Source organism: Actinacidiphila acidipaludis (assembly GCF_019890725.1).
In the GTDB taxonomy this organism is placed as follows: domain Bacteria; phylum Actinomycetota; class Actinomycetes; order Streptomycetales; family Streptomycetaceae; genus Actinacidiphila; species Actinacidiphila acidipaludis.
In genome coordinates this window covers 241,872-259,300 of the sequence record NZ_JAINZZ010000005.1, presented here as the reverse complement: position 1 = coordinate 259,300, position 17,429 = coordinate 241,872, and the positions used below count along the sequence as shown (strand labels likewise).

The 17,429-nt window shown below is 76.1% G+C and carries 8 protein-coding genes; 4 read left to right on the top strand and 4 right to left on the bottom strand.

Annotation, left to right across the window (positions count from 1 at the left end):
- Positions 1-57: 57 nt before the first annotated feature.
- A complete protein-coding gene (gene eccB, locus K7862_RS07060; RefSeq protein ID WP_222961538.1) occupies positions 58-1,617 on the bottom strand; it encodes a type VII secretion protein EccB in 1,560 nt (519 codons plus the stop codon).
- Positions 1,618-1,621: 4 nt separating this feature from the next.
- Entirely contained in the window at positions 1,622-3,001 is a 1,380-nt protein-coding gene (eccD, locus tag K7862_RS07055) for a type VII secretion integral membrane protein EccD (RefSeq protein WP_222961537.1), read from the bottom strand.
- 198 nt (positions 3,002-3,199) lie between these two features.
- On the opposite strand from eccD, the gene eccCa reads away from it, so the two are divergent.
- A complete protein-coding gene (eccCa, locus tag K7862_RS07050; protein ID WP_222961574.1) occupies positions 3,200-7,318 on the top strand; it encodes a type VII secretion protein EccCa in 4,119 nt (1,372 codons plus the stop codon).
- 90 nt (positions 7,319-7,408) lie between these two features.
- On the opposite strand, the gene K7862_RS07045 is transcribed toward eccCa, so the two are convergent.
- The gene (locus K7862_RS07045; protein ID WP_222961536.1) at positions 7,409-8,683 is read right to left on the bottom strand and encodes a S8 family serine peptidase; all 1,275 of its coding nucleotides are present in this window, start codon (positions 8,681-8,683) and stop codon (positions 7,409-7,411) included.
- A 463-nt stretch (positions 8,684-9,146) separates the two neighbouring features.
- On the opposite strand from K7862_RS07045, the gene K7862_RS07040 reads away from it, so the two are divergent.
- The 3 genes from K7862_RS07040 to K7862_RS07030 all read left to right on the top strand — a co-directional run bounded on the left by K7862_RS07040 (position 9,147) and on the right by K7862_RS07030 (position 16,183).
- The gene (locus K7862_RS07040; protein WP_222961535.1) at positions 9,147-12,896 is read left to right on the top strand and encodes a hypothetical protein; all 3,750 of its coding nucleotides are present in this window, start codon (positions 9,147-9,149) and stop codon (positions 12,894-12,896) included.
- 55 nt (positions 12,897-12,951) lie between these two features.
- Entirely contained in the window at positions 12,952-14,715 is a 1,764-nt protein-coding gene (locus K7862_RS07035; protein WP_222961534.1) for a hypothetical protein, read from the top strand.
- A gap of 706 nt (positions 14,716-15,421) precedes the next feature.
- On the top strand, positions 15,422-16,183 hold the full coding sequence (locus K7862_RS07030; RefSeq protein WP_222961533.1) for a maleylpyruvate isomerase family mycothiol-dependent enzyme: 762 nt from the start codon (positions 15,422-15,424) through the stop codon (positions 16,181-16,183).
- 145 nt (positions 16,184-16,328) lie between these two features.
- On the opposite strand, the gene K7862_RS07025 is transcribed toward K7862_RS07030, so the two are convergent.
- Positions 16,329-17,264: an SDR family NAD(P)-dependent oxidoreductase gene (locus K7862_RS07025; protein ID WP_222961532.1), complete on the bottom strand. Its 936-nt coding sequence runs from the start codon at positions 17,262-17,264 to the stop codon at positions 16,329-16,331.
- Positions 17,265-17,429 lie beyond the last annotated feature (165 nt).

The window sequence follows — 17,429 nt, the reverse complement described above, 5'->3', positions numbered from 1 at the left end:
GATGTGGCATACACGCATGCGCTGATTCGGACGGGGCAAAGCGGCGGCGGAATACGGTCAGGATCCGCCCGCGCCGCCGGCCATGCTCCCGACAGTGCCGGTTCCGCCGGTGCACGCGCCCCCGCCGGTGGTCTCGGCGCGCCCGGCCAAGGCGTCCCGCGGCGACAGGTCCGGCCCGGTCGGCAGCATGGCCAGCAGCGGCGCGGGCACTCCGCGGGCCGCCGCCAGGTCGTATCCGAGCGCCCCCGCCGCCTGGGCGTCGGGTACCAGGTACTTCACCCCGTCGTCGGCCACCAGGTACGTGGTCGTGCCCACCGGACCGCCGCCCGCGCCCAGGGCCCGCACCAGCGCGCCGCCGCTGGGCGGCACCAGCACCGCGTCGACCGGCAGGCACGCGGCGGCCGCGTGCGCCTGGACGCCGGTGGTGTCCCCGCCGGCGCCGCCCGCCGTACCGGCGCCGAGTCCGGCCGCCGGAGTCACCGACAGGCTGATCCGTGCCCCGGTGCCCGTGCTGTCGCCGTCCGCGGGCGCCGCGGGGTCCAGCCGCACGCACGCGGCCTGCCCGGCGTCCACCGGCACCAGGGCCGGCGGCGTCTGCGGCAGCGCCTGGGCGGCGTCGCCCGGGCCCGCCGTGCCGCCGCGCACCAGCGCCGAGCTGAGCGCGTCCGCCGCGATCGGCACCGCGGTGGGCGCGCTGCCCGCGTAGGCCGCGGACCGCTCGTCGGGCGCCGCCAGCTCCAGCGCCGCCTGGGTGGTGCTCACCGGCACCAGGCCCGCCCGCTGCAGCAGGTAGTACTGCTTGGCCGCGCCCGGGGCGCGCACCAGGAAGACCTGCCCGACGCGAGTGGCCAGGCCGTCCAGCGCCGGGCCCGGCGTGCCCTTGCCCGGCACGTCCGGCGGGGCGAGGTCGGCGCCGGCCGGCACGGCGTCGAGGAAGGCCGCCGACACCGGTAGCGCCGCGGCGGTCCCGTAGCCGAGCGCGTCCGCGGTGGACGTGCCCGAGGAGAGCCGGAAGCGGTTGCCCCGCCACAGCAGGTACGAGGTGCCGTCCGGGCCGTTCACCAGCAGCGCCTGGCCCGCGCCGAGCCCGCCGCCGGACCGGACGCCGTCCACGGTCAGGCTGGTTTCCGGTGCGGTGCCGCCGCTGTCGGTGGTACGGGTCGAGGCGCACACCTGCCACGCCCCGGTGCCGAGCCGGGCCGCCGGCGGAAGCCCGTCCGGGGCGCCGGCGATGCCCACCGGGCCACCGCGCGGCACCGGCGCCAGTGTCGAGCGCGGCACCGTGTGGACCGTCAGGCCGCTGCCGGCGATCAGCCGCGCGGAGGCGTAGTTGCGCACCGGGCGCAGCGTCCCGTCGTACAGGTACCGGTTGCCGGTGCCCTGCTCGACGATGAGCGTGCCGGGCTGCTTCCAGGCGTCCGAGCCGCCCGGCGAGACGAAGCCGAACACCAGGAACCCGGCGGCGACCACCGCGCCCAGCGCCCCACCGAACGCCAGCGCCCGGTTGGTGCGGGTGTTGGGACCCTCCGGTACGTCCGGGTCGTTGCGCAGCAGGCCGGAGGTGAGCCGCGACACCACGAAGCGGTGCGCCTGGACCTGGTCGCGTCGGGTCTGCACCGCCCTACCCCCGGATTCCGCGCAGCCGGCCGTAGACGTCCAGCACCCACAGCACGGCGGGCAGCAGTCCCACCGCCGCCACCGACTGCAGGATGTCCCCGGCCCGCCCCCAGTACGGCAGCAGCCGCCGCCCCGGCACCGTCCACGCCACCACCGCGGTCAGGCACGCCACCGCCAGCAGGCAGGCGACCGTGATCAGTTGGGCGTGCGGGCTGTGCCGGCGGGCCGCGCAGACGGCCAGCAGCACCGCACCGAGCGCGCCCGGCAGCACCAGTGACAACCGCTGCCAGGCATTGCCGAGGCTGCGGCCGTGCAGCACCAGCAGCAGCGCCAGCAGCGAGCCGGTCACCCCCTGCGCCCATCCCGGGTCGGTGGCCAGCCCTGCCAGGCACGCCGCGCAGATCGCGCCGACCGCCGCGTACAGGCCCGTCATCCACTGGTCGGCGGCCCGGGTGCGCGTCTCGACCTCCGTGCTCGGGTACGGCTCGATGCCCTCCTGGAGCTGGTCGGACGTCGTCGGCAGGAGCGGCAGCCGCAGCCCGGCCAGCGAGAACGACAGCATGGGCACGAACGCGCCGAACACCACGACCGGCACCGCCACCGCGGCGCCCGCGCCGTCCAGGCCCGCGTCGTGCACGCTCGTCATCAGCGCCCCGGCCAGCAGCGCGGCCACCCCGGCGACCACGCTCGGCACGAACGCGACCGGACAGGCGGCCACCAGCGTCAGCGCCAGAGCGCCCGCCGCGCACCAGGCGGCCGCGGCCGCCAGCCAGCGCGGGCCCGGCTGCCCGCCGCCGACCGCCAGCGCCCCGGCCAGCGCCGCGAACGGCCCCGCGGACAACCCCAGCAGCACCGCGCCGGGCAGGTCGTCCAGCACCCTTGCCGCCGCGCCCGCGCCGGCCAGCGCCAGCAGCGCCGCCCCCGCTGCCAGCGCCGACCGCGACGAGGAGTCCCCGCCGGACAGCGCCAGCAGCACCAGCGCCGCGCTCAGCACCGCCAGCAGCACCCCGCGCAGCGCCCAGCGGCTCACGAACGGCGACCACGCGTGCGGCAGTTCCCGCATCGTCGCGCTGACACCGTCCACCAGGTTGTCGAAGCGCACCGGCGGCAGCGCCTCCGTCAGCGGGCGCAGCAGCAGTACCTCGCCCTCGCGCAGCTCCAGCGATTGGGGCGTTCCCTCCGGGTCCAGCGGCGGACCGCCGATCCGCTGCAGCGCCCAACCGCCGTGCTCCAGACCGGACTCGGCCAGGTCGCCGCCCGCGTGGCCGACGATCGCGGGCAGCAGGTCGGCCAGCGCGATGTCCGAGGGCACCGCCAGATCCAGCGCTGCTCCCGGCGCCCTGACGGTCAGCCTGCACAGCCCAGCAACCGAGCTGTCGCTCATGCGCCGCCCTTCTCAGAAACCCCGTGGCACCCCAGACCGGCCACATCGAACGCCGGGCACCTTACCCCGGCGATGTGACGGATGGTCCACCTGGTGGCCAACGGGACGTGAGCGGGTGCCCTGTCGGCCGTCCACCCGCACGTGATGGGATGGGGCGGTGCCGAGTACGACAGCCCGTGAGGTGAACTCCCCTTGAGCGTGGTCCACTTCCGCCGGCCGGCCCGCCGGGGCGGTCCGCAGATGCCCGAGGGCGACCTTGCCCTCCAGGAACCCCCGGTGATGTCGGAGCCGCAGCCCAGCGGCAACGCCATGCTCACCTATCTGCCGATGGCCATGATGTCGGGCGCCATCGTGCTGCTCTACACCCGCCCCGGCACCGCCTCCAGCCCGGTCACCTACCTGATCGTGGGCATGATGGTGCTGTCCATGGCGATGATGCTCGTCGGTCAGCTCGCCCGGGCCGGCAACGAACGCCGCAACAAGCTCAAGGGCGCCCGCCGCGACTACCTGCGCTACCTCGGCGCGCAGCGCCGCCGGGTGCGCCGAGCGGTCGCCGACCAGCAGCGCGCGCTGGCCTGGCGGCACCCCGAGCCGGCCGCCCTGTGGTCCTTCGCCGGAACCAGCCGGCTGTGGGAACGGCGCCCCGGCGACGAGGACTTCGGCGAGGTGCGGCTCGCCGTCGGCGACCAGCGGCTGTCCCTGCGGCTGACCGCCAACGCCACCCGGCCGGTCGACGACCTCGACCCGCTCACCGCCCACGCGCTGCGGGCGTTCATCAACACCTATTCCACTGTGCCCGAGCAGCCCATCGCGGTGTTCCTGCGCACCTGGGCCCGGGTGCTGCTGCACGGCGACCGCGAGCGCACGGTCGGCGCCACCCGCGCGCTCGTCGCCCAACTCGCCGTCATGCACGCCCCGCAGGACCTGGTGCTGGCCTTCTGCGTCGCGCCCGAGCGGCGGCCGGAGTGGGACTGGGCCAAGTGGCTGCCGCACTCCCTGCACCCGCTGGAGAACGACGCCGCCGGCCCCGCCCGTCTCATCGCCACCACCGCCGACGAACTGGAGGACCTGCTCGGCGAGGAGTTCACCGAACGGCCGGCCTTCGACGCGGGCGCCGCGCCCTCCAAGGACGAGCCGTTCACCGTCGTCGTCGTCGACGGCGGCCGGCTCCCGGCCGGGCACCGCTTCGACCGGGCCGGTTTCCGCAACGCCGTGGTCGTGGACTGCGGTGCCACACTGAGCTGGCGGCCCGGCCGCACCGTGCTGCGGCTGCGGTTCGACGGCGACGGAGAGGTCGGCCTGGTCCGCACCGACCGCAACCGCAAGGAGACCACCACCCCGCTCGGCCGCGCCGACTCCCTCGGCCCCCGCGCCGCCCGGGCGCTGGCCGCGCAGCTCGCCCCGATGCGCACCGGCGACAGCGGCGAGGCGGCCCGTCCGCTGGAGTCCGACATCCAGCTCACCAGCCTGCTCGGCATACCCGACCTGCACCGTCACGACGTCGACGGCTACTGGCTGCGGCGGGCCCAGAACGGGCAGGCCCGGCTGCGGGTACCGATCGCGGTCGGCGCCGACGGCCGCGCGGTCGAACTCGACATCAAGGAGTCCGCCCAGGGCGGCATGGGCCCGCACGGCATGCTCATCGGCGCCACCGGATCCGGCAAGTCCGAGCTGCTGCGCACCCTCGTCCTGGGCCTGGCCCTCACCCACTCCTCGGAGACCCTCAACTTCGTCCTCGTCGACTTCAAGGGCGGCGCGACCTTCCTCGGCCTGGACGAACTCCCGCACACCTCGGCGGTGATCACCAACCTCGCCGACGAGGCCGCGCTCGTCTCCCGCATGCAGGACGCCCTGCACGGCGAACTCATCCGCCGCCAGGAGCTGCTGCGCGCCGCCGGTAACCACACCTCGGCGCTGGAGTACGAGCGGGCCCGGGCCGCGGGCGCCCCGCTCGCGCCACTGCCCAGCCTGTTCGTGGTCGTCGACGAGTTCAGCGAACTGCTCGCCGCGCACCGCGAGTTCATGGACCTGTTCGTGATGATCGGCCGGCTCGGCCGGTCGCTCGGCGTCCACCTGCTGCTCGCCTCGCAGCGGCTGGACGAGGGCCGCATGCACCAGCTCGAGTCGCACCTGTCCTACCGGATCGGACTGCGGACGTTCTCCGCCATGGAGTCCCGCGGCGTACTCGGCGTACCCGACGCCTACGAGCTTCCGCCGCAGCCCGGCAGCGGCTTCCTCAAGAGCGGCGTCGAGGCGCTGACCCGGTTCCGCGCCGCGTACGTCTCCGGCGCCTACCGCCAGCGGGCCGGTGCGCTGGCCCAGGCACAGGTCGCCCACCAGGTCGTGCCGTGGACCGGCGAGTGGGTCGAGAAGCGTGAGCGCGCCCAGGACGCCGGAGCCGAGCCGGGCCGGGAGCCACTTGCCCTGGCCGGTGCCCGGCCGGGCGGCGCCGGCCCCCAACTGCCGGGCGCCGGAGCGCAGTCCACCGGGCCCGACCCGCTGGTCTCCGAGCCCGACGCGGGGGAGAACTCACTGCTGTCGGTCGCCATCGGGCGGCTGCACGCCGCCGGACCGCCCGCACACCAGGTGTGGCTGCCCCCGCTGGACCTGCCCCCCACCCTCGACCGGCTGCTGCCCCCGCTCGCTCCCGACCACGCACTCGGCCTGACCACCGCGGACTGGCCCGGCCGGGGCGGCCTCACCGTTCCCGTCGGCATCATCGACCGGCCGTTCGAGCAGAAGCGCGACCTGCTGACCGTGGACCTGTCGGGGGCCGGCGGCCACGTCGGCATCGCGGGCGGCCCGCAGAGCGGCAAGTCCACCCTCGTGCGCAGCCTCATCGCCGCCCTCGCCCTCACCCACACCCCGCGCGAAGTGCAGTTCTACTGCCTGGACTTCGGCGGCGGCACGCTCGCGGCGCTGGCCGGCCTGCCGCACGTCGGCGGGGTCGCCGGCCGGCTGGACCACGAACGCGTCAGCCGCACCCTGGCCGAGATCACGTCCCTGCTCAGCCGGCGCGAGCGCCTGTTCCTGGAGCACGGCATCGACTCCATGCCGACGTTCCGGCGCCGCCGCGCGGCCGGCGAGTTCCCTGACGAACCGCACGGCGACGTCTTCCTCGTCATCGACGGCTGGTCCACCGTCCGGCAGGACTTCCAGGACCACGTCCCCACCGTCAACCGGATCGCCGCCGGAGGACTCAGCTACGGCGTCCACCTCGTCACCACCGCCGCCCGCTGGGTCGAACTCTCCTCGCAGATCCGCGACCAGTCCGCGACCCGGGTGGAGCTGCGGATGGGCGACCCGCTCGACTCCATGGTCGACATCCGCCGCGCCGGCAGCGTGCCGCGCAGCCCCGGACGCGGCCTGACCACCGACAGCAAACTGCACTTCCTCGCCGCGCTGCCGCGGATCGACGGTGTGGAGAGCGCCGCCGACCTCGCCGACGGCGTCGGCGACCTGGTCGCCGACGCCGCCGAGAGCTGGACCGGCCCCGCGGCCCCGCCGGTGCGGATGCTGCCCACGCTGCTGCCCGTCGCCGAACTGCCGCCGCCGCCCGCAGCCGCCGTCGCCGCCGCCCGGGAGGGACGGCCGCCACGCGCCCTGTTCCGCATCCCGCTCGGCGTGGAGGAAACCGAACTCGGCACCGCCTGGCACGACTTCACCGAAGCACCCCACCTGGTGGCGTTCGGCGACACCGAGAGCGGCAAGACCAACCTGCTGCGGCTGATCGCCCGCAGCATCACCGAGCGGTTCACCCCCGCCCAGGCGCGCGTCCTGGTCGTCGACTTCCGCCGCGAGCTGATCGACGCGGTGCCCGAGCCCTACCGGCTCGGCCACGCCGTCTCCGTCGACCAGCTCCGGGAGCTCGTCGACGGCGCGGCCCGCGCGCTGCGCACCCGCGCCCCCGGGCCCGAGGTCACCCCCGCCCGGATGCGTCAGGCCGACTGGTGGCGCGGGCCGCGGCTGTTCATCCTCATCGACGACTACGACCTCGTCGCCAACCCCATGCGCAACCCCTTCGAGCCGCTGCTCGAACACCTGCCGCTGGGCTACGAGGTCGGCTTCCACATGGTCCTCACCCGGGCCGCGGCAGGCGCCATGCGAGGCATCAACGACCCGCTCGTGCGGCGCCTGCTGGAGGTCAACGCGCCCGGCCTGCTGATGTCCTGCCCGCCGGCCGAGGGCTACCTCTTCAACAACACCAAGCCGCGACTGCTGCCGCCCGGCCGGGCCCTCTACATCACCCGCCGCAGCACCGTCCAGGTCCAGACGGCGATCACCGAGGCGGAGGAGCTGGTGCCCGACCTGTTCTGACCGGCGCCCCGGCGCTCACCGGGGCGGCCGGCCTTCTGCCCCGGTGAGCGGACGACCCGCCGTCCCGGTGTCGCGGCGACCGCCGTCAGGCTACGACGGGGGAGCGGCCGGGGTGGTGGCGCCGGAACGGGCCGGGGCGGAACGGCGCCGTCGGGCGAGGGCCGCGTTCGCCGCGAGGGCGCCAGCGGCCAGCGCGGAGCCGGCCACCACCAGCAGCGCCCGGTGCCCGGGGCCCGGATCGGCCGGCTCGGGGTGCAGGCTGAACGCCGTGTCCGGCGTGGCAGTCCGCCCGGCGGCGCCGGGGAGGACGTCCGACAGCGCCGCGTACGCGTCGAGTACCGGCACCGGCGCCGGATAGGCCGTCGCCTCCAGCCGCGCCGCCACCTCGGGGGCGGTCAGCTTCGGTGCGTACGAGCGCAGGAGGACCGCCGCGCCGGCCACCAGGGCGGCCGCCACCGAGGGCCCGTCTCCCAGGTAATGGCCGCGGCCACGGGGGCCGATGGAGATCACCCCGTCGCCGGGCGCGGCCAGGTCGGCCCGAGCCGGGCGGACGGCACCGTCTGGCCGGCTCCCTGTGTCGTCCACGTCGACCACCGACAGCACGCCCGGGCGCGCCGCCGGCCAGAACGGCACCGCGGGCGGGTCGTCGTCGCTCGCGTCCTCGTAGTGCACCCCGTCGGAGACCGCGGCGGCCACCACCAGGACGTCCTTGCGGGCCGCGTAGGCCAGCGCCGAGTCCAGCGCGGCGCTGGAGTTCTGGAAGCCCAGCGACACGTCGACCACCGACGCGCCGGCGTCCACGGCCGTCCGCACCGCCTGCGCGACGGCCGGCTCGCTCGGCGCGCCGCCCGGCCCGAAGCCGCTCAGACCCAGCACCCGCGATCCCGGCGCCACCCCGCTGAAGCCGCTGCCGGCCGCCGGAGCCGCCGCGATCAGCCCGGCCACGAACGTGCCGTGCCCCACGCAGTCCTTCCCGGCGTCGCCCGCCGCCGTGACCCGGCCGGCCAGTGCGGGCGCCGTCCGGGACACGCCGGTGTCCACCACCGCCACCGTCACCCCGGCGCCGGACGACAGCTGCCCGGCCCGGAGGAGTTCGAGGCTCTGCTGCGCCCACGGCACCGTGCGGGCCACCGTCGGGGACGCCTTCGTGCAGCCCTTCAGCGCCTGCGGGTCGAGGCCGGTCGGGATCACCGGCAGCCGCACCGGCGCCGTCGTCCCACCGGCCGAGGGCAGGGGAGTCGGCGTCGCGTCGGCCGCCGAGGAGCCGGCCGCCGCCCCGGTGAGGAGCAGCGCCAGCGAGCAGCACGCGGCGGCGTACGTCCGCCCGCCGACTCCCTTGCGGCCGGAACCGGTCGTGGCAGCCATTCCGTCTCCGTCCGTGCGGCGGTGGTCCCTTGACGGCCCGTATCGTACGGTCCCGGTCAGCCGCCGCTCGCGACCGGCCGGGTGGTCCACGGTCATCGCACCGCCGGCGGCGGCCGGGCGGTCGGCGAAGGCCGGGTCGCGGTGGCCGGGCGTTCCGCGCAGGCCGGCCGGCAACCGGACCGCCGTGACGCGGCGTTCGGATGAACGACCGCCACGGCCGCCCCATCGCGGTCTGTCCTTCGCCCCGGCGAATTCGGGGCCGCCCGCTCGCCGTCAGGTGAATTGCGGGCGTATTCGGCAGGGCGATCCGGTCAATTGCCGTCCAGGGAAAGCCCCTTGCCCGGTGATCCGGTTGCGGACCCGGTATCTTTTCCCGGGTGACGACGAGCAGCGTTTTCCGGCGCGAGAACGGGGTGGTTCCCGGGGCGGCCCCGGACGGCGCCGGCCCGGCCGGGAGCCGCCAGTGAGTCCCCGCACCACCCGGCGCGCCGAGTCCGGCGGTCTGCGGGTCACCGGCGGCGACGGCGTCTACGTGGTGCACGGTCCCGGACCGCTGCCCGAGCATCTCGCCGCCTCCGCACGGGAGATGCTCGGCGCGCCCGTCGCCGGCCGGGCCACCGTGCTCGTCGGCGCCGGCTTCGCCGACCCCGACGCCCTCTGCGACGGCCTCGCCCCCGCGCTCGACGCCTGCGAGGCGTCCGGCGTCACCCAGATCCGGCTGGTGATGAACGGCGGAGCCGCGGAGCTTCCCGGCCGGCCCGCACCGGCCCGCCGCCTCACCGAACGCTGGCGGTTCGACGTGGTCGCCCCCGCCGGGGCCGCGATGGTCGTCCCGGGCGGCGGCCTCTTCGCCCCGGACGTCCCCGGCACACCCGGCGCCTGGTGGCAGTTCTCCCCCGGGATGCTGCCCCGGCGACTGGGCCCCCGGCACCCCCAGCCCGGCTGGCAGGCCGCACTGGATCGGGTCGCCGCCGACACCGCCGAGGGCTGCGTGGTGCACCACATACCCGCCGGCCTGATGGTGATGCCCGCGGGTGGCCCAGCCGAGGGCGCCGACGCCGTCCGCTACGCCCTGCCGGCGGATTCCGCGCATCCCGTCGTCCTCGTCGGCGCACCCGGCTCTGTACCGGTCCCCGCCGACGCCCTCGCCGACGTCGTCGCCGCCTTGCCCGCCTCCGTGCGCGGCACCGTCCGGCTGCTCCCCGGAGACGGACGCGACCTGCTGCCCGCCGCCCAGCAGGCGGCCGACCTGCTCGGCACCGAACTCCGCGTCGCCAGCGGCGTCACCGTCCTCCTCGACGACGCCACGCCGAAGCCCGGCGGCTCCCCCTGGGACCACCCCGCCCGCAATCCGGCCGGCCGCACCGTGCTGCTGGACGAGCACGGCAACCCCTCCTGGCGCCCCTACGTCGAAGCGGTCACCTGCGTCCCCGCCGGGGCGCGGCCCCGGCTGGCCGACTGGCGCGCCCCGATCGGCGGCCTGCGTCCGGGCGCGGAGCCCGGCACCCTCCTGCTCGACCGGCGCTGGCAGGTGGCCGTCACCCGGGCCGGCCTGTGGGTCGGCCCCAGCGACGCCCGGGTACCGGAGAGCGCCGCGTCGCGGCCCGTCGAGCCCGACGTCATGGCCGTCGACCTCGGCCACCCCGATCTCAGCCTCGACGACGCCACGCTCTGGGCACCGCTGCAGCGGTTCTTCGGCGCGCTCCAGGACGACGTCCGCGACCGCACGATGATCCAGCTCCACGGGGAGGCGTCGCCGGCGACGCACCGGGCGGTGCGCAGGCTTGCGGTCCAGTACGGGCTGGCGGTCGCAGCGCGCGGCTGGCGCCCCCTCCTCCTGGACGCGGCTCCGGGCCTGGCGCCGTCCTCCGCCGCGCCGGGCGCGGCGGTCCCGTCCGCGCCCCTTCGGTCCGTTGCGGCTGCGGACACTGCGGCGCCGGGTGCGCCTGCCCACGGCGCGCCTGCCGCCCCCGTCAAGGAAGCGCCCGCGCAGGGCGTGCCCGCCCCCGTTCGGCCCGCTACCGGGGGAACCGACGCGCCGGGCGCTGTGACGTCCGCCGGTGCCGGGACCGGTGCAGGCGCAGGCGCGGGCAGCGCCGATTCCTCACGGCAGGGGGGCGCCGCGGCGACCGACGCCGACCGGGATGCGCCAACGGCGCCAGGCCGTGCACCTCTTCGGGCGGTGTCGCCCGCGGAGGAGACAGCGGTCGCGCCGAGGACGACAACGTCGTCAAGCGGCCGGGCCCCCGTCGGCGCCGCGTCCGAGAGGGTGCGCTCGGTCGGGTCTCCCGTGGAAGGGGTGCCGTCCACGGGTGCTCTCTCCACGGGCGTGCCCGAGACGGAAGGTGCCGCGAGCAGTGACACCGGGGCGAACCGTGGGACCGCGGGGAGCACCGCGGCGTCGCCGTCCGGCGGATCGGCCTCGGCGGAGGCCGCACGCGTCAGGCCGCGCCTGCTCGGATTCCCGGTCCTGTCCTCGGCGGGTGCGAACCGGGGCGGTTCCGGCGGCGCGCCCGCGGCTGCCCCGCCTGCGGACGGACCGTCCCCGGCCGAGGACGGTGCCGCGAGCGGGAACGCGATCACGGGTCAGACCCGAGGAGGGTCCGCGCGCGCCCAGTCGCCGGCGACCGGCGTACGGCAGGACAACACGACGTCCCAGGCCCCCGCCGTGCACGGTGCGCCCGGTCCGGGAACGCCCGGGCCGGGAACGCCCGGTCAGGGAACGCCGAAGCCGGGAACGCCCGGTCCGGGAACGCCCGGGACGGCCGCGCTTGGTGCTCCGGGCGACGCACCGGGTGCCGGCGCGGACCAGCCGACGGCCCCAGGCGTGTCGCGTCACCCGGCGGCCGGGCCGGGGAACGGGACCTCCGGGCGAGCCGCCGTCCGCGCAGTCGCCACCGGCGCGCCGCGGCCGGCATCCCCGGAATCCGGCACCTCGGCCTTCTCGGCCGGCCCGGGCCGCGCCGAAGCCGCCGCCGGGGAGGACGTCGTCACGCCCGTGCGGGAAACCGAATCGCCCGAGCACGAGAGCGGCCCCCTGCCCGACGAGGCGCCCGTGCTCCCACCGCTGCGGCTGGCCACCGAAGGCGGCACCGCGGGTACGCCTCCCCTCATGCCCCCGCCCGCCATCCCGCGGCCACCCGAGGGAGCGCCCACGTCCGGCATCGCGGCGGCGCCCGGCGTCACCGAGCAGTCCGTCACGCCGCAGGCATCCGGCACCGCGCCCGGTACTCCGGAGGAGCACGCCACCGCGAGGTCACCCCACGCCCCGGAGGCCCCCGGTTCTCCCGGGTCCTCCGCCGTCGCGGAGGCGCCCGTGAGACCGGCAGCCCCCGTCCCGCCGGCGGCCCCCGTCCCGCCGGCCGTGCCGGGACCGCCCGGCACGCCGGTGATCGCCGGACGTGTCCTCGTCCAGCCGTCCCGGCGCAGCACCGCAGCCGAACGGGACCTGATCCGGGTGCTGCTGGGAGCCGCCTGGGACGCCCACAGCGCGGCGGTGACCCGGGCCATGACCCACATCCCCGCCCTGCGCGGCGGCTCCGCGGCCGAGTCGGAGGACGCCACCGCCGAACTGGCCCTGCTACACGCCTACATGGACGCCGAGCCCGGCGCGCCCTGGTCGTACGAGGGGCTGCGCGCGGCGGCCCTCACAGGCGACCGCGCCCTCGTACCGGTGCTCGCGTGCGTGGCCGCCGCGCTGCGCCGGCTGCCCTCCTACCGTGGCGCCGTCGTGCGCCCCGCCGGTTCCCCGGGGATCGCCGAGACGGCCCGGCTCCTGCTACCCGGCGAGGAGCTGGGCGACGTGCTGCCCGTCAGCGGACTCGCCCTGGAGCGGGGCGGCCCGGCGGTGGCGGGGGACCGCTACCTCGTGTGGTCGATGACGGGCCGCCGGGCCGGCTCGCTGCTGGGCGCCGAGGCCGCGGGCCCGGGCACGGCCGACGAGGTGCTGTTCGCCCCCGGGACGCGGCTGCGGCTGCTGGCCGTCGACGACCTGGACGGGACGGCTGTCGTCCTGCTGCGCGAACTCCCCGAATCCACGCCCGCGGCCGTCCCCGGCGTCCTGGACGCGGCCGACGAGATCGCCCTTGACCGGCTCCGGTCGCGTGCCCTCCCCGAGGGAACCGCGGCCGGTCCGCTCAGCCCTGCCCGCACACCCGGACGGTGCACCGGCCCGCTGGGCCTGCTCACGTCCGGCCCGGGTCCCGGCGGCTGACCCGCCACCGGAGCTGTACCGGACACCCCATCACCCAGACGACCGAGGAGGACGGATGGCCCTCGACCACCCGGCGGCCGGACCCCCGCCGACGGCGGGGACAGGCGGCCCGGCCGCGACGCCGCGCATACGGCGGGCGCTGGCCCTGCCCCTGGACGAGACCGACACCGGCGGCGCTGCCGCGTCGGCCGCGATCGCCGCTGCGCAGGCCGTCGCCGCGACCGAACCGGCCGCCGTGGCCGCCGTGGCCGGCGTGCGAGAGAGCGGACCGGTCGCCGGCCGGCTGCCGCGCCCGGAGACCCGGGGGCGGCAGCAGCCCGCTGCCACCGCGGACCCGCAGGCCGAAGCCGCGGCCGAGGCCGTCCTCACCGGCAGCCTCGCCGCCGCGGCCGAGGCCCGTGCCGAACGCCCGCACCGCGTCGCCGCCCTGGCGACCAAGGCCGGACGCTGGCCGCTGATGACGGCCGCCGCGGTCGCCGGTGCGGTCCTGGTCACCGTCCCGTTCGTGCACAACAACGACCGCGACACCACGACCTTCGAGGGCACCGGCAGCCCGCAGCCGATCGCCGGCCTCGGCGGCGACACGACCCACCACGGCGACGGCTCCGTCGACGGGCCCGACGGCTACTCCAGCCAGATGCCCGCCCCGGCCCAGCACGGTTCGGACGGTCCCCGTTCCGGTGCGCTCGCGCACGCCGGGACCGGCGACAGCCCGAGCCCGTCGGCCTCCGGCCACGCCCTGCCGTACCAGAACGACACCGCCGTCGTCCCCGGCACGGACACCGGTTCCGGCGCCGGGGCCCGCATCGGCGGCGCGCCCACCCCGGGCGGCCCCACGGGGGACGCTTCCGGCGACACGACGGTCACGCCGCCTCCGGGCAACCCCGGGGGCACTGTCGCGCTGCCCGCGCTGGTCGGCCCCGACGGCGCCCCGCTTGCCCCGGGCCTGGACGGCACACCGCCGCTGTCCCCGTCCCCGCGCTCCGCCACACCGGACAAGAACGCGGCGAGCGCCCCGCACGGCACGCCCCCTGACGACTCCGCGGACACGAAGGGCGGGAAGGACTCGCCGAAGTTCCCGGTCCTCACGTTCGGGGGGACGTCGTCCACCCCGCAGAAAGCGGCGCCGCCGGCGACCCCGGCCGTTCCCGCCAAGCCGTCCACCTCGTCCTCCTCGTCCACCTCGTCCTCCTCGAAGTCGACGACGAGCACCCCGGCTGCCCACACCGCCACCAAGGACACGGCGGCCACGCCCGAGGTCACCTCGGCGAAGCCGGCCGAGACCCGGACACCGGCGGTCACGAAGCCGGCGACCCCGGCCAAGGCCGTCACTCCGGCCGCGCCCGCCAAGCCGGCGACTCCGGTCACCCCGGCGAAGTCCACGGTCCCGGCGAAGCCGGCGACTCCCGCCAAGCCCGCCAACCCCGCGCCGGAGCAGCCGAAGAGCGACCCCGCCCCGGCTCCGAAGCCCGCGGTCGCCTACGCGACGGCCATCGCCTCCGGCTCGTCCATGGGGGCGGGGCAGTCCGTCACCAACCGGGACGGCACGAAGGTCGCGATGGACGGACAGGGCAACCTGGTGGTCATCGACCCCAGCGGCGTCGTGCGCTGGTCGTCGCACACGCCTGGCTCCGGCCACACGGTCGCCATCCAGGGCGACGGCAACCTCGTCGTCTACGACGCATCCGGCCACGCGCTGTGGGCCAGCAACACCGCCGGGCACCCCGGTGCCGTGTTGGTGATCCACCCGAACGGGGACGTGACTGTCAGCTCTCCCGACGGCAACTCCACGTACTGGTCAGCCGGTACCGGTCACTGACCGCGGGGCCTCCGCCCGGGCTCCCGGCCACCGCGAGGTGCCGGAAGCCCGGGCGTCCCTGTGTCGGAGGCGCGCAGGGGCGAGCTGCCGTTCCGGCCGTGGGCGGCGACGGCCGTCCGGCAGGGAGGCGCGGGCCCTTTTGCCGCCGGAGAGCGGCGGCTACGGAGGGGCCGGGGCCGGCGGGGAGCAGACACAAGGCGCCCATGGCAGCGCACGGTTGATGCGGGCTCTGTGGTGGGGCTGTGCCGGGCGGTGGTCGCGCCGTACGGTGGCGGAATGATTCTGGGGGGAAGTCTTGTGCTGGGCAGGGGCGGCAGTGGCGGCCACGGTGAGGGCGGCGGCGGTTTCCACCTGCGTGGGGGCCACGGTGGGGCTGGTCTGGGCGGTTCGGGCGGTCCGTGGTGGGTGGGTCTGTTCGCGGTCGGGTGCCTCGTGTGGGTGCGGGCGAAGCGTCGCGAGCAGAGTAAAGGTGACGAGGGGAAACCCCCGTCTTCCGACTGACCTGGGCCGTCGGCCGTGACGACGAGCGGCGCGGGCAGCCCGGGTGACGGTGTGTGGGCGGCAATCTTCCTGACTGGTCAGCCCGCATCCTGTTGCAGGCTTGTTCGTGGCGCGACCGAAGGCGTGGACGGCGGAGGCGAAGCGGTCGAACTGGTCGACGGAAAATCGGGTGTGGTCGGCCGAGCTCGGGTGATAGGTAAGCGATGTGACAGAGCGTCTTGAGTATTCCGCCTTGCTGAGACTGATCGACGAGCGGTCGGCCGCGTTCCGGAGCGCGGTCGCCGCCGCGCCCGGTCTCGACGCGCCGGTGCCGTCCTGCCCCGAGTGGACGGTGTTCGATCTGGTGCGGCACCTGGGTACGGGCCAGCGCTGGTGGGCCGCGATCGTGGCCGCGGGCCCGGCCGAGGCTCCGCCGGCCAAGGACGCCGGGGAGGTGCCGCGCGACCTCGAAGCGCTGCTGGGCTGGTACGCCGAATCGAACGAGCTGCTGCTGAGCACGTTGCGCGAGGCCGGCCCGGAGCGCGCGTGCTGGACGTGGTGGGCCGCCGGCGTGTCACCGGCGAACGCCTGGGGTGTGGCCCGGCGCCGGGTTCACGAGGTGCTGGTGCACACCTACGACGCGCAGCTCGCGGCGGGCGCTGTGCGACCGATGCCGGCGGACGTGGCGATCGACGGTGTGGCGGAGTTCCTCGACACCTGCAACTCCACCCCGGTGGCCTGGCCGCACGAGGCCGCCACCATCCACTACCACGTCACCGAGGGCCGCTCCTGGCTCCTCGCACTGGACGGCACCGGTGCCTGGCCCGCACCCCTCACGGACGACGCAGCGCCCGCCTCGGCTTCGGCCACGGGCACGGCCGAGCAGCTGCTCCTCCTGATGTGGGGCCGCCTCACGCTGAGCGACGTGAAGATCCAGGGCGACCAGCGGGTGTTCGAGCAGCTGATCGCCTGGGAGCCCGAGGAGTAGCTCGTCGGTACCGCCTCGTACAGCCCGGGCCCGCGTGCCTCCCGCAGAACTGCCGACCGCGCGGGATGAGACCACCGCAGAAACCCGCGGGCACGTCATGGCGGACCTCGTCGGACCGGACCGGTGACCGCGGGGTCCGCGGTGGTCAAGCGGGCCGGCCGGCGATGTCAGCGAGCAGCGTGCGCGTCTCACGGACGACCCGGGCGTCGAACGCGGGGTCGCGGACCTGGTCGGAGCCGGGCATCGGCCTGCCCTTCTCGTCGTAGTACACGCCGGTGGCATCCGACGAGTCGGTTAGGACATGCGTGATCATCCGGGCGGCGCGCTTGGGGGTGTTCCAGTAGGTGATGAAGGGCGCGAGCGGCGCGGCGACGCACCTCAGTGCCAGTCGGGCGACGGGCCCGGCGTCGCGGCCCAGGCCGGTGCCCGGGTTGAAGCCTGGTTCGACCGCGTTGAAACGGAGCCGGGGCGTTTCCCGGGCGAACTCCAGGACCGTCGCCAGGTTGCACTGCTTGGAGGTGGCGTAGGCGTCCATGCCGGGCCGGCGCGAACCACCGGGCCGCCACTCACCCCGCAGGCCGGCCTCGGCGGAGATGTACCGGCCGCCTCGATAGCCGGCCAGGGTCGCGGACGTGCGCTTCGGGTCCTCGACGGCCGAGCAGACGAAGACGACGTTGGCGCCGTCGGGTAAGTGCGGGACGAGCGCCTCGGTGAAGACGAAGGGGCCGAGGTGGTTGGTCGTGAACGCCAGGTCCCAGCCCTGCGCCGTGTGCGCTGGTCCCATGGGCGACACACCCGCGTTGTTGAGCAGTCCCGCAATCGGGAGATCGAGGGCGACGATCTCCGCGGCGGCGCGTCGCACACTGGCGAGGTCGGAGAAGTCACCGGTGACGGTGACGGCGTGTCCGCGCGGGCGCGCGTTGATCTCGGCCGCGACCTTCTTGAGCTTGTGCGGGCTGCGGCCCACCAGAACGACGGTGCCGTGCTCGGCGAGATCGAGCGCGGCGCGGTAGCCGATCCCGGAGGTCGGCCCGGTGACGATCCAGGCGGCGGTTCGCGGGGTGCCGTCGAACTCCCTCATGATGCCCATCCTTGGTGTCGGTTCAGGTCGGGTCAGTTCGGTTCAGGTCGGTTCGTTTCGTCGAGACGGCGGCCGGCCGATGCCGGGTGGTCCGCCTGACGGCGAAACCGGTCAGCACCGGAACGGATGCCCCAAGTGCCACGGGAACAACACCCGTCTCTGCGG